The organism is Bradyrhizobium sp. USDA 3315 (genome assembly GCF_054056795.1).
Genome location: NZ_JBSRYP010000001.1, coordinates 279,111 through 292,526 on the forward strand (window position 1 = coordinate 279,111; position 13,416 = coordinate 292,526).

8 protein-coding genes are annotated in these 13,416 nt (G+C 57.7%); 4 read left to right on the forward strand and 4 right to left on the reverse strand.

The window, feature by feature from the left end; genetic code table 11:
• Positions 1–49: 49 nt before the first annotated feature.
• The 3 genes from ACVIYL_RS01150 to ACVIYL_RS01160 all read right to left on the reverse strand — a co-directional run bounded on the left by ACVIYL_RS01150 (position 50) and on the right by ACVIYL_RS01160 (position 4,748).
• Positions 50–1,891 (reverse strand): NEL-type E3 ubiquitin ligase domain-containing protein, encoded by a 1,842-nt coding sequence (locus ACVIYL_RS01150; protein WP_456777514.1) that lies wholly within the window; start codon positions 1,889–1,891, stop codon positions 50–52.
• Positions 1,892–2,714: 823 nt separating this feature from the next.
• Positions 2,715–2,960: a hypothetical protein gene (locus ACVIYL_RS01155; RefSeq protein WP_244481735.1), complete on the reverse strand. Its 246-nt coding sequence runs from the start codon at positions 2,958–2,960 to the stop codon at positions 2,715–2,717.
• Between the two features lie 126 nt (positions 2,961–3,086).
• A complete protein-coding gene (locus ACVIYL_RS01160) occupies positions 3,087–4,748 on the reverse strand; it encodes a hypothetical protein (RefSeq protein ID WP_456777515.1) in 1,662 nt (553 codons plus the stop codon).
• Between the two features lie 1,174 nt (positions 4,749–5,922).
• Here ACVIYL_RS01160 and ACVIYL_RS01165 point away from each other — a divergent pair.
• Positions 5,923–6,120 carry a hypothetical protein gene (locus ACVIYL_RS01165; RefSeq protein ID WP_456777516.1) on the forward strand — a complete coding sequence of 66 codons (198 nt, stop codon included), beginning with the start codon at positions 5,923–5,925 and terminating at the stop codon, positions 6,118–6,120.
• Positions 6,121–7,465: 1,345 nt separating this feature from the next.
• Positions 7,466–8,536, forward strand: a complete 1,071-nt coding sequence (locus tag ACVIYL_RS01170; RefSeq protein ID WP_310879778.1) for a cytochrome-c peroxidase — start codon at positions 7,466–7,468, stop codon at positions 8,534–8,536.
• A gap of 275 nt (positions 8,537–8,811) precedes the next feature.
• On the opposite strand, the gene ACVIYL_RS01175 is transcribed toward ACVIYL_RS01170, so the two are convergent.
• The gene (locus tag ACVIYL_RS01175; RefSeq protein ID WP_456777517.1) at positions 8,812–11,151 is read right to left on the reverse strand and encodes a DPP IV N-terminal domain-containing protein; all 2,340 of its coding nucleotides are present in this window, start codon (positions 11,149–11,151) and stop codon (positions 8,812–8,814) included.
• Between the two features lie 97 nt (positions 11,152–11,248).
• On the opposite strand from ACVIYL_RS01175, the gene ACVIYL_RS01180 reads away from it, so the two are divergent.
• Together ACVIYL_RS01180 and ACVIYL_RS01185 are read left to right on the forward strand one after the other, a co-directional pair.
• Positions 11,249–11,485, forward strand: coding sequence for a hypothetical protein (locus tag ACVIYL_RS01180; RefSeq protein WP_310879776.1), 237 nt, complete (start codon positions 11,249–11,251; stop codon positions 11,483–11,485).
• 1,435 nt (positions 11,486–12,920) lie between these two features.
• Complete coding sequence (locus ACVIYL_RS01185; RefSeq protein WP_310885438.1) at positions 12,921–13,409, forward strand: hypothetical protein; 489 nt, start codon at positions 12,921–12,923, stop codon at positions 13,407–13,409.
• Positions 13,410–13,416 lie beyond the last annotated feature (7 nt).

The window sequence follows — 13,416 nt, forward strand, 5'->3', positions numbered from 1 at the left end:
CCGCCGATAGGAAGCATCGGACTGGCAGGCCTTGGAATTGAATGCGGCTTCACAGCTGGAGGCCGCGCTCAGCAAGCACCTGGCGCATTAGCGCGCCCTTGATCCTGCAGGCGATCCCTTCTGAGATCTCGGGTCCGAGCAATCGCTCGGCGTCCTCGTCGCCGATCAGTTGAAGACCCGCGAGCCGGTGATTCAGCCGGTGCTTGAACTCGTCCCCCATCGCTTCGTGGAGCCGGGTCTCCATCACGTTATGGGCTTCCGGTGCAATGCGCTTCACCACCACCTCCCAAGGTTCCCAGCGCGTCGCCAAATAGTTGGCGAATTCCGTCGCCTCCTTGTCCCGCACGATCGTTTCTGCCCTGTCGATATCAGCGTCAGTGACTTCCGAGACGCCGAAAAAGCGCATAGCTGGAGCGATGTGCTCCAGTCCCAGGCGCTCCCGCAGCCTCGTCTGATAGGCAAGGTAGACCTCGATATCGTCGACATCGCCGATGCGACCATCGGTTTGCAGCGATTTGACCTTCTCGCGGGCAATCCCCTCCAGCGCGTCCAGGCGGAACATGACCCGGCCCAGATCGATGAGATCGGCAAGGCGACCGTCATTATCATAGACGCCATTCTTGACGTCCTCGATCATGCGTGCGTTTTGCATGGCGTTCCAGGTCAACGTGACCCGATCTTCGCACGTTTCACTGGCGTCAAGGGCCAGGTCGAAATACCGCTCACGCAAGTTGCTGTTCGTCGCGGCCTGCCGCAGATCGTTAACCACCGTCCGTCGGAACCCCTCATCGCTAGAGTTCACTGTTCTCGACAGCCGGTCGAGGAACCGCGCGTATTCCGGGGCCCCTCTTTCTTGTTCGAAGCGATGCCAGGTGGCCATTACCGATGGCTCGGCCTCGAGCCAGTCCGCAATAACCTCTTGCAGAGACCGCGGCTCGACTTCCACAGCTCCTTCGGCGGTCGAGAAAAAAACCTGCGGACCTGCATAGCCTGCGGCATGTATCGCCGTCGCCAGGCCGGCCTGCACCCAATCGGGGAGCGGGTTATTCTCCAGATCAACGCTCGAGTCACGGCTTAGCTGTGTCAGCAGGGTGTCGGGTACGCTGCTGAGCTGGTTGTTGCTGGCGCCGAGCCATAGCAGTTCGGGAGGCATCGTTTCGGGCAGACCGGTCAGCTCGTTATGGCTAGCGCTGAGCCATTCGAGCCCGGCCGGAAGAGGCTCGGGCAGAGCCGTCAACTGATTGTAATCGACGTTCAGGCGCTGGAGCCCACCTGGAAGCTCGGGCAGACTGGTCAGACGATTGCCGCTGGCGTCCAGTTCCTCAAGCGTCGCCGGAAGGCGATCAGGCAGACTGGCCAGCTGATTGTTATCGACGTTCAGGCGCCGCAACCCGGGCGGTAACTGTGCCGGCAGGTTGGTCAGCCCGTTGCTGATGACATATAGCCGTCGCAGGCCAGCTGGCAGCTCAGGCAGATTGATCAGCCGATTATTGCTGGCATAGAGCCGCCGGAGACCAGCCGGAAGGTCCGCGGGAAGGCTGTTCAGTTGATTGTTGTCGACATTCAGGCGACGCAGCCCGGCCAGGATCGGTCCAGGCAAGGCGGTCAGAGACAGCGACGACAGATCCAGGGCCTCATTGACGTCGCCCCTCTGCCGCCAATCCATCGTTCGACTTACCGCCTGTTGGCGATTCTCATGTTGCCCCTGCCCGTCTTGGTGGGCAGCCCAGTCCACCAAGGCCTCGTGCTGCCGGCTGGATGCCTCACCGGCGAATGCCAGCGCATCCGTCAGAGCTTCGCGCCACTGCGTTGTGGCCGGAGACCCCGGCTCGGAGGTTTCCGAATCGGAAGTTTCGGAAGGAGAGCCTGAGCCAAGCTGTTCTGTATTCATCGACGCCGTTTCTTCCTGTCCAAATGAAGCGAATGCGTCCGGAGCCGCACCTTTAAGCCGCCAGACCTCACCATGGTTGGCGCGCTCATCGACTGATGACAAAGCTGGCGATCATCGCGCGGTCACGACCCACGACCGGCGCAAACGCCCTGCCGGTCTTTCGGCCGGTCCGCTGCAGGCGGATGCAGAGCGCCCGCACCAAGGCCCGGTGGTATCGCTTGATGATGGAATCCCTCTAATTCTCTTCCGCCAGATCTGAAGCCGGACCTGCCAGCCAACCAGCAAAGACCTTATGCTACGAGACCGAGCTGTCGATAAGCTGACGGGCTTCGGAGCAAGGAACAAGGGGGGATGGCTAGCCATCGGCCTCTCTCGAAGCTGAGATGTCAACTGTGTACTGACGAAACGCGAACGAGGATCAACGGAGGTGGTAGCTTGGCAGATTGCTCGCTGTTTATGGCGCCTCGACAGCGGCGCTGAGACGGCCAGTTGCAGCCACTGTTGCGCGCGAGGCCACAGTTCCTCCCTGCTCGTTCAGACAGCCGCGTCGGTACCCTAGGTTGAAAGCCCGCAATCCATGTAAGATCACTCGCGCTTCACTGCGAGGCGGCACGCCCGACGCAATCGGAAAAGGCTGGCTTATGTCTTCCTGGATGACGCACTCCCACCTAGTCCGACATCGGCGCCGATCCTCGCCAGATCGACTCACGCCGCAGGCTTCGGCCAGCAAAAGCTGACGACCTGACTCTTGCCGGAATGCCTTCTCGGTTGAATGATTGAATAGCTGCATTTGCAGATGCGATGGAAGTCCTTCGCCTCGAGCTCAATGTAGTAGATCCGCCCCGCGACCGATAAACTCGAGCACCGACTGCGACTCGTTGATCTCGCGCGAGACGCGCTTTAATATCCGAATTGCCACCTCTTCCGTAGCGATCAACCCCGCCCTCTCGCAGGCTAAGCCGAAATGGTGCATCACCTGTTCGTAGGAAGGCGCAACACGATTCTGCAACAAGCTGATCGCCAACGATGAGAGCATCTGCTCGACGACAGCCTCCTCAGCCTGGATCAAGAACTACATCCTCCTGATTGTTTGCTCAATTCTGTGAACTGTAGACGCCGCCGACGGCATCACGAGGGCATCGCTGCGTGGGATTGTCGCATTGCGACGTCGCCGCATCATGCGCTTTGAACACCGCTAGGAAGAGATTTCTTTGGTCGATTGCCTCGTCTGGTGGAACCCCTTCTCCCCCGTACGAGGCTGGGTAGCTTCACTTTGTATGAGTTGCAGTTCCCCGATGATCTTCGCTATCGCCTCATGGCCCGTTGCGCCTTGCGGCCATCTGCTGAAGTCATCCAACAGACTCTCCGATTCTGGCTTGGTAAAGTCAAAGAACCGGACACCGCGGCCAAGGACCTCCGTGACAATCGCGATCGTGGCTTGCCGAGCTGCACTCTCCTGCGGCCATCTGTTAAAACCGATCACCAAGCCCCTGAGGTCCTGGGCGGTGAAGTCTGAGAGCCCCGACTTGCGGCCGGCACGACGAAGGACTTCGCCCGCGAGCACCACGGTCACTTGACCACACGGCAGTTCCTCCGGCCAATTGCTGAAGCCGTTCACTAAGTTCGCGAGTCCCTGCTGAGAAAAGTCGCAGAGCTGAGTGGCACGGCGTAGAACCTCACGAGCGAGTGAAACCGCTGCTCGGCGAAACGCCGGCTCTTCCGGCCACTTGCTAAAACCATTCACCAGGTTTGCCAAGCCCTGCTGAGTAAGATCGGGGAGCTGATCAGCACGCCAAAGCACCTCCCCAGCGATCGCGACTGTAGCCTTATGGCAGGTCGCATCGTCAGGCCATTTGCAAAACCCGTTCACCAGATTCGCTAGTCCCTGCTGGCTATAATGAGGAAGTTGGTCAGCACGGCGCAGGAGCTCACTTGCGATCGCGACAGTGGCTTGACGAGAGACCGCCTCATCTGGCCATTTACTGAAGCCATTCACCAAATTTGCTAGATCCTGCTCGCTATACTCATGAAACTGGGCGACTCGTTCAAGAACTTCGCTTGCGATCGCAATCGTGACTTGACCACAGGCCAGCTCTTCCGGCCACTTGCTGAAACCGTTCACCAGGATGGCCAATCCCTGCTGAGGAAACTCGCAGAGCCGGCCGGAACGATGCAGAATTTCAAGTGCAAGCGCGGCTGCGGCCTGGCGCGAGGCCGCCTCGTCCGGCCACTTGCTAAATCCGTTGACCAGGCTCACCAATCCTTGCTGTGTAAAGTCAGAGAGCTGGTGATGACGGCGCGCGCGCCGAATGACATCGCCCGCGATTGTAACGGCGGCCTGGCGAAACTCTTTCTCTTCCGGCCATTTGCTGAAGCCGTTTACCAGCGCCGCCAGGCTCAGATTGTTCAATTCTTGAAGCGGCCTGCTTTCCTCACGACAAAACTTAGCTATTCTGATCGCCCCTTTGCGACATTCCGCTCTATTGGAGTGCCGACCGAATGATGCTGCAAAAATAGAAAGAGCTCTTATTCCAATTTTCCCAATCAACCCATGGTCAAGCAACGACACGCGAGACGCTATTCTCTCGCAAGCGTCCCGGCCCGCCTGACCTCCGGCCTTTCGGCTCACCGCATTGCATGTCGTGGCATAGCCCCACGACCTCCCGGCACGGACGCTTTCCTCGAAACCCGGCAGGAATCTAGATTGAAACTCAAGGGCTGCCTTTTGCAGAAAAACCGGATGGTCCGTCTTGCGCAGCTGTTTGTCCCGCGCAACCACCACGGTTGAGAATTCAACGATGTCGCGAGCACGATCGATCTCGCTTAGCGCCGTCGTCAGATTGGCTTGAGCAGACATGGGACCTTCCGAGCTTTCGCCGCAGCACCTTGTGCGGCCACCAGCTCAATGCGACCGGTCACCGCTCCCGGCTGAATATTAACCGCCTTGCAGTTGAAGCACCTGCTTGCGAGAGCCGGGCTGCTCACTTGGCGAGCCCTCGCTGCACAGCAAGAAATGCGATTGTAGAATTTGTCAGCGACATTCTACTGCGCGCATCATTCCATTACCTCATGACACATCACGATTCCAGCCGTAGCAGGGCGATTGACAACGGCCAGCACGGCATCGCCCGCGCCGATGGATGCCAATTGTTTTCTTGCCAATGGCCCGCAAGCGACAACATCGGCAATTAGGAAGCCACCTCTGCCTGAACATATTGAACTGCCTTTGTCTTTACGAGACTACAACCTGACGCAGCGTGGGGTTCAAGCTATTAAATGGGTATCGTGGCGTGGACCTTGCACAGACGACAATCAAGGTGACGATCGCAGCCCTTATTCAGTTCGACACGACTTCGAATGACATTTACCCCCTGAGGTCCCAAGCCCGCTCCTGCGCTTCTACGCGCAGGATCTCGCGGTAAGCTCGTCTTATCTTGCCGCCTGGCCATTTCCATGATGCTGGTGAGCGCGACAACCCTACTCGTAGACATGCCCATTGAGAAACGATTGTGATTGTCCGGCGGCAAGCGCGACACTGATCACCGCCGGGGACGGCGAGCGCAATGAAGCCGCGACGGTCGTACCCATGCTGCTGGAGTCAACATCGCTACGTTTCCCCTCGTGAACTACTGCTGTGAGTTCGACGCCGATCAACCCTGTGGAGCGCAGGAATTACGCAACTCACACGATCGTAGCGCCGAAAAACCGCGGTGATCCGCAGCAAATTCCGATCGCACGCCCAGCATAAGGTGATATGTGTTGATGACAGTCTTGAATACATTGAACCGCTTGCCAAATCCGCCAGGCAATGGCGACGAATGGCGTGTTATCACGCGTAACTCCATCGGCATGAATGCGGATTGAGCGTCTCAGTGCTGACGCGTACGCGTTGGTTCTACTTCCAATGTCCAAGTAAACCTGCATCTGTGATGACTTCGATTGATGATAAACTAAGTGAAATCAGATGGGTGCGAAACGAGATCTGGCGCTGTCGCAGGTTGCTTACGACGGAATTGCCTCGCGAGGAGAGTGTGGCCGTTGAGAAGCGCCTCCTTGAACAGCTTTCCGCCTTCGAACGGCTCTTGACGACCGCATTTCCTCTGGTCTTGAGTTCTGGAGTGAAATCGTCCGAAAGCAATCCGATCGGTTTAAGTGAATCCACCGAAGCACTTGTTGAGAACGCCTCAACGGCATCAACCGGCTCCGTCGGGAGCTCGATCGGCGGCTAATGCGAGCGGCTTCTCGTGGCTGCGCGGTCAATCATCAGGGGGCTTGCTTAAGAAGCGCTTCTGCTCCGGTGTCTCAGTCTCGATGCAGGACCGGAACGTTGTTGACACCTCGTTTTTTTGATCCGCTCTTTCTCTCCGCCGCGGTTGGCATCACCTGGCGACATTCGACACGCAACCCCTTGAAATTGTCTCTAAGACAGAACATGGCCGCGTCCACGTCGCCACGCCCTGTAAATCGGTCACAGAAGCGCATCACGTCTGGTCTGCAAGACGTCAAGATCTCTTCTGATCTTCGTTCTCGCGCGCGAGCGAATCCCGTGGCTGCGATCGCAATCGCAACAAGGGCGGTTACATGGCAAAGCGCAGGATAAGTCCAACCCGTCCGTCGCTTTTGCCTCAACAAACCTCTCTTAAGCTGCATACCCTTCACTATTGTTTTTTGCCATTGCGAGTATCGTCTGCCTAGCAAAGCAGGTCGCCGCATTGGCAGGAGCGGACTTGGTGTCGTTGTTGCGGGACATCCGAATCATCGCTGCATCGCGCGCCAGGCATTGCGGTCAAGATCAAAGCACAGCATAGGATGGCTGCATTCCAGCGCGCTGCAGCCACGTTAGCTAATGTGTTTAGGTCTTGTGACATTCGCGACGTCAGTTCCCAACATGACTTTCTGCAAAGGCGGCCGGTCCCGCATTGCCTACAACCTGACGCTACGGTCGATTCAAGCACTTTGATCGTCAAACAATTACCAATGCGCTCCAAGAAGGGCATTTCCATATCTGACGGGAGACAATAAGGAGAGTTCCTCGACAACTAGACACTTCACCGGCGGCAGCGCGTGGCAGACATCACCCAACGCCGACCGGTAACAGCCCGGCTACGCGAGGCCGAACACATTGTTGAAGGCTTCGCAAGGGCACATGATTCCATCGCGTCGATTTACGTCGACGCTGCTCGTTTTGATAGGCGTCCGACCTAGGTCGCAAGCCTGCGCGCTCAAATCATGGGACCGACAGCTTTACGACCTGCCAAAATCGTGGGCCGGAATGCCTTCTCAGGGTGCTGATTGTCGCGTGTGGGACGGTCGGTTGATTCCAAGGGTTCGAGCCGACTGCTGCCGTTGCTGTAATTGAAGACCACATCAACAGCCAGACCTTCTCTACTGGCACAGCGGTCGCTACCAAACTGGCACAGCGGTTGCTACCAACAACGATACCGGATGAGATCTGGGCGAGATACCGAAAAGACGCCATTCGTCCTTGACTGTAGGGACTCATTCTGATGACAGGCGGGCGAGCGGCGACCCGCACCTGTTCGCGCACGAATTATGACAAGGGCGAAGCCTGGGATGAGGAAATCAGCGGTACGAGAGCTTTACACCGTAGGCAGGTTATGTGTTCTGGCCGCTGGGATTCTGGCTTCGTCAACGGCAGGCGCCGATGATGATTTGATGAGTGCGGCGAGGCAGATTTTCAAGCCGATCCCCTCTATCGTTCCTGCGGTCAAGGACAACCCTATCACCCACGAAAAAGTCACACTCGGCAAGACCCTGTTCTTCGATCCGAGGCTATCGGCGAGCGGGGTCATTAGCTGCAATACATGTCACAACCTTGGGACCGGTGGAGTAGATGCCGGCCCGAAGTCGGTTGGTCATCGCTGGCAGCTAGGTTCACGTCGCGCGCCAACGGTCTATAACGCGGTCTTCAATGTGGCGCAGTTCTGGGATGGGCGCGCGGCTGACCTCAAGGCGCAGGCTGCAGGCCCTGTCCAGGCCAGTGCGGAAATGAACGCGACACCCGCTCGCCTTCTCAACACGTTGAATTCAATGACGGATTATATCGTCATGTTCAGCAAGGCATTCCCTAACGATGCGACGCCCGTTACCTTTGACAATTTCGCCAAGGCCATCGAGGCCTTCGAGGCAACTTTGATCACGCCCGCCGCTCCCTTCGATCAATACCTCGAGGGCGATCCGTATGCTCTCAGTGCTCAGCAGAAAGCAGGATTAAAGCTATTCATGGAAAAGGGATGCTCATCCTGCCACAATGGTATCAACGTCGGTGGCCAGGATTACTTCCCGTTCGGCGTGATGGAACGGCCAACCGCAAGCCTGCTGCCGAGGGACGACAAGGGCCGCTTCGCCGTCACCAAGGTGCCCGGCGACGAGTATGTTTTCCGCTCCGCGCCGTTGCGCAACGTCGCATTGCGTCCTCCCTACTTCCATTCGGGCCAAGTTTGGAGCCTCAAGCAAGCTGTTGGCGTGATGAGTGAGATACAACTCGGAGCGAAGCTCAACGATACAGAAAAAGACGACATCGTCGCGTTTCTAAATTCGCTTACCGGCCAGCTGCCCAAGATTGATTATCCGATATTGCCCACGCGTACCGATACAACGCCAAAGCCCTCTATGGACAAATAGGACTGTTACCTAACGGTGCCAAGCACTCGTCAACTGCGAAGAGGGAAATGGCGCGGGGACTCAAGCTTTCCGCAACCAAGTCAAAATGCACCGTTTCAGACTCGAGCTTGCAGTCCAACACTCCGGCTCTGAGTTCCTCCGGCTGGCTCCCTCGGCTTCTGCCACAGAAGCAAATACATGCCTGAGCCCGTCTGCCTCTCGAGGCACGAGCATTCCTCAATTTCGAGAACGCGTCGTGGAGCGCTACGGCCCGGGGCGTGGATCTCGATGGATCGTCAGCCATCATGGCCTGGTTTGCTCTTCGTCAGCTCGATTGATTCCGCGTTCCAGTTTGGCGGTGTCTGCTCGAGAATGTTACGGACGAAGAACTCCAGGAGCTTGAGCTGTGCATAACTGCCCGGTGTTCCGTGATCTGCGCCTGGCACATAAAGCATATCGAAGTATTTTCCCGCCTTGATGAGCCGATCAGCAAGCTGAAACGTGGCGGACGGATCGACGTTGCGGTCCATTTCGCCGACTATGAGCAGCAGCTTACCTTGTAGCTTGTCGGCATTGTCGATGGCGGAGGATTGCGAGTATTCGATGCCGACCGGCCACCCCATCCATTGTTCGTTCCACCAGATCTTGTCTAGCCGGTTATCGTAGCAGCCACTGTTCGCGACCGCGACCCTATAGAAATCAGGATGGAAAAGTAACGCGCTCACCGCGTTCTGCCCACCGGCGGAAGTGCCAAAAATGCCGACGTTGGATATATCATACCAGGAATACTTCGCGCTCGCCGCCTTGTGCCATAGGATCCGGTCGGGAAAGCCGGCATCCTTCAGATTTTTCCAGGCAATGTCGTGGAACGCGCGCGAGCGATGGTTGGTACCCATTCCATCGATCTGAACAACGATAAAACCGAGTTGTGTGAGCGGCTCGATTGAAGCCGAGAAGGACTTGGGAACGAAGGAACCAGTGGGGCCTGCATAGATGTGCTCCACCACGGGATACCTTTTGCGTTGATCGAAATTGATCGGCAAGTGAATGACACCCCATATGTCCGTATCGCCGTCGCGCCCCTTGGCGTGGAAGCTGAGCGGTGGCTGCCAGCCAGCGGCAACGAGCTCAGAAATGTCGGCGCTCTCAACCTGCATCAGTTCGGCATTATCACTGACACGGTACAACACCATACGGGGCGGAACGCCGATGCGTGACCACAGGTCGACATAGTAGCGACCGCTGGGCGAGAACTCGAAGTGGTGATTGGCTGGCTCAGGCGTCAGCGCCGTGAGTCCTTTTCCATCGAAGTCAATGCGATAGGCATGGACGAAATAGGGATCCTCGCCAGGGTTCATGCCGCTGGCGCCAAACCAGATCTGACGCTTTATCGGGTCGACACAATACACCGCACGGACCACCCACTCTCCTCTGGTGATCTGGTTCTTGAGTTCGCCTGTCCGGCCGTTGAACAGATAGAGGTGCTCGTAACCGTCACGCTCCGAGGCCCAGATGATCTCCCTCCCATCATCGACGTCGTAGCGGAACGTTTTTCCAGTGTTAACACGGCTCATCACCAATGGCTGGTAGTCGACAAAGGTCTTGCTTGCCTCATCAATCAGCGAGCGCGCTCGGCCCGTGGCGCCGTCGACCTCCACCACGCGATAGAGCTGGTGCCCACGCTGATTGTATTCGAAAGTGAATCCCCGCCCGTCCTTCCACCACTGGATCGCCGAAAGACCGTAAGGATTTCGGAACGCTGCATTATCGATTGCGATCGCGCGTCGGCTGCTGACCTCAAACAGCACGGGCTGGAGTAGCGTCAGGGTATCGCCCGGTTTTGGATACACCATGGTCGAATGTCTGGGCTGACGCTGGTCCGCCGGCGATGATTCGAGGTAATGGACCTCCCGTTGGTGGCCTGGACGGACTCGGTAGCCGGCCAGGTGAGTTGAAGCTGGAGACCATCTTAGCGTCGAGAGAGCATAATAGTCACTCTCAGCCCCGTCCCAGGTCAACGGGATGTCCTGCAAGTCGTCCTGGCTGCGCAGGAAGATATTGTAGTTTCTAATGTAGGCCAGCCATTTGCCGTCAGGTGATGCGCTTGTCTTGTTCGGATCGTTCTCTGCCGGCGGCGTGTCGTCGTACGGGCTCTGCGGATAGGTGCCCGGGTGCATGGCATTGCCTGTACAGTCATAGCGTACAAGATCGCAACTCCAATGCGTATGCGCGAGATTGAAGCTAATCTTGCCACCCTTGTCGGCCAGCTCGAAACGGTCGAACGGAAGATCCTCGGGCCTATAGTTCTTGTGGCTCGCCCTGCTCAGCGCCGCCGCGAGGCGGGCTTGATCAAAAGCCGGCTGCTTTGAGCCTTCGTCGGCATCAACCAGCATGAACTGGTGCTTGCCTTGGGTCGTCCGCCGATAGACGAACGCCTCGCCCTCGCCCTCGCCGAGCCAGAACGGCACGTCGGGAACATTGGCAGTAAGCCGGCTATATCGGTTCTCAATCGTGAGCGCCCGCTCGTAATCGGACCGCCCAACCGGCGCATTCACGACCTCGTCTGCCAGGCCGTGCGCAGCTTTGCATTCCTGCTGAACCAACAGTGCAAGCATTAGGGCACCAACTTTGTACATGATGATCAACCTCTCCTCTTGCATGCCGACACCGACCTGAGATTACTTCGCGGTATGCAATTCGCCATTTGGCTGACCTTGTTGCACGTTAAGCGACATGAAACTTGCACTCAGCCTCGAGGCAGAGCCGTATGGTACTCTGACGAACAATTCGCCGACATTGTCGCATCACTTCCACGCCGCTTGTGGTGAGCAGAATTTATGCCAACAAACTGATCCGCAAGCACGCGGCTTTCTTGACCACGATGCCGTCAGCGCAACAAGATCGGTGGTGTTGAAACAAGGCGCGCATCAGGGGCCGAGCACAACACGCATGCTGCGCGTGATCACCTGAGGCAGACGACGTCGCGGAGTGTCATTGCGGATGCAGCTATTGTCGCGCCCCTTGGCGAACCACTCAAACAAGCAGCTCTGGGACTCCGGGCAGCGCCGGACTGAGCCGATCTATAGATCGATGCTCAGGTCAATTCGACGACGATAACTCAGCTGATGCGCCGTGGACACAGACCGCAACAATCTATCTTAGATTCCTCTCGACACGTTGGCCGCGGGTCCGCCGACGAAATGAACGCGCTGAGAGATTTTCTGGTATGCGGCGAGACCATAGAAATAGTCGGCCATCGCTCCCGATCCTGTCGAACTTGACGGGCACAGTTGGAACAGCCTGAAGCACAAATGGCGCTTGGCGGGGTCAGCCGGTGAGAATCTTCCTGATAGCCTCTAAGCGCGCCGCCGCCCTGCTGGTGGGCCAGTCCGCGAGCGAGCACCGCGTGTTCCAAATGAATGCGCCGTGAGAGCTAACAACGCGACGTCCGCCTCTTCCTTCGCCACAAACGCCGGCGTAGCTGCAGTTCATCAGATACCCGACGGCTCTGCCTCGCCAAATCGCGCGCCCCGATCTCAACGCCTATCGACGCTAGGCGTTACGTGCCGCCGATCAGATGGATGACCTCGTCTGCGTTGACATTTTATTGACGGTCCCAGCGGTCCGGTGCAATTGACGGGCTGCCGACGATCAAGCCCGTGGCGACATCAGTGCAGATGACCCTAGCCGGTGCCGTCGGGTCCGCTTCATCCAAGACTGCGATGTCGCAATCTCGATACGGCGACTGCGGTGAGCTGATGCGTAGCGGGGCGATAGTCATAGCCTCTCATACGCGCGCGTATCAGGACGCGAGAGTGGTTGGCGCAAGCGATTGTTCGCAGACGAAAACGCCTGCGTGCTGGTAATGAGATCAGGAGATCAATTGTGAATTCGCATTGAGACATCGCCCTCAGCACTGCAAGGGCGATCGTAAAGGCTGTGGACGAGGGCTAGATCGTGATGCTCTTGAGTTCACGATAACGCGCATCCTTGAAATGTCCGTCCAGGAGATCACTACCTTCTAGTTAAGTGGCCAAATGCAGCCAGTGAGAGCATCCCCTTTTCGTCGGCGCAGAACAGCCAGACGACAAATCCTAGTGCCGACCACTGCATGAGGGGCGAATGTCGCGGTCGTGGCCTCTCCAACCCATTCTCGCCGCAAGAGCCGACAGTATCATCTTCAGCTTCCATCCCGTCCATCCTGCATGGCCGGTTCGCGACGCGGACGTCTGGAACTCGACAAAACGATGGGGCGATTCACACGCGGGGTGGGGCCCATACGAGCTTCACCATGAACGAAACCTCCCCGTGCACCATGCTATTAACCGGCACGCAGATTGCTGGGTGAGGAACAAGGAGCTGCCGCGAGAAAAAGCGGCCGCAGCGGACCATCTTCGGAGTCCCAATGAGGCTTATCCGATTTGACCTGGCTTTGATGCTGCTTGCACCTGAAGTCGCAGAAGCCATGAACCCCGGCGTCCGCGAACACTTCACATCGGCCCCTAACGCTGTGGCGCCGTTCGAGCCGATTGCCGACCACGAGGCGATATCAAGCCCTGGCGGTAGCCGACGCGTCTACAGCCAAACGACGCAAGCCACGCCAGTTCATCCGGCGGATAAACTGCGTCCGGCCAAGCCGGCTGAGGATTCCGCGATACTGGACGCCCGCCTTGCATGTGTGATCGGTCAGCGCTTCCGGCAGCGTTCGATCGCCACGATCCTCGATGACAGGGAGATGCTCAAGATGCCGGCCGTCGTAACACCGTCGATCTGCAATGCTGCCGCGGCACCTTTTGGCCTCCTCGGGGCGGAAACGCTGCGCTGGCGCAAAACGGACTGGATTTTCGCTAGCATGGTGATCATCGCCTTTGCGGCCATTCTCGTCGTGATTTGATGGAAAG

Excerpts from the sequence above, each read along its gene's own strand:
- ACVIYL_RS01160 (WP_456777515.1), bottom strand. The coding sequence starts at position 4,748 with ATGTCTGCTCAAGCCAATCTGACGACGGCGCTAAGCGAGATCGATCGT.
- ACVIYL_RS01185 (WP_310885438.1), top strand. The coding sequence starts at position 12,921 with ATGAGGCTTATCCGATTTGACCTGGCTTTGATGCTGCTTGCACCTGAA.
- ACVIYL_RS01170 (WP_310879778.1), top strand. The coding sequence starts at position 7,466 with ATGAGGAAATCAGCGGTACGAGAGCTTTACACCGTAGGCAGGTTATGT.
- ACVIYL_RS01180 (WP_310879776.1), top strand. The coding sequence starts at position 11,249 with ATGAAACTTGCACTCAGCCTCGAGGCAGAGCCGTATGGTACTCTGACG.
- ACVIYL_RS01150 (WP_456777514.1), bottom strand. The coding sequence starts at position 1,891 with ATGAATACAGAACAGCTTGGCTCAGGCTCTCCTTCCGAAACTTCCGAT.
- ACVIYL_RS01175 (WP_456777517.1), bottom strand. The coding sequence starts at position 11,151 with ATGTACAAAGTTGGTGCCCTAATGCTTGCACTGTTGGTTCAGCAGGAA.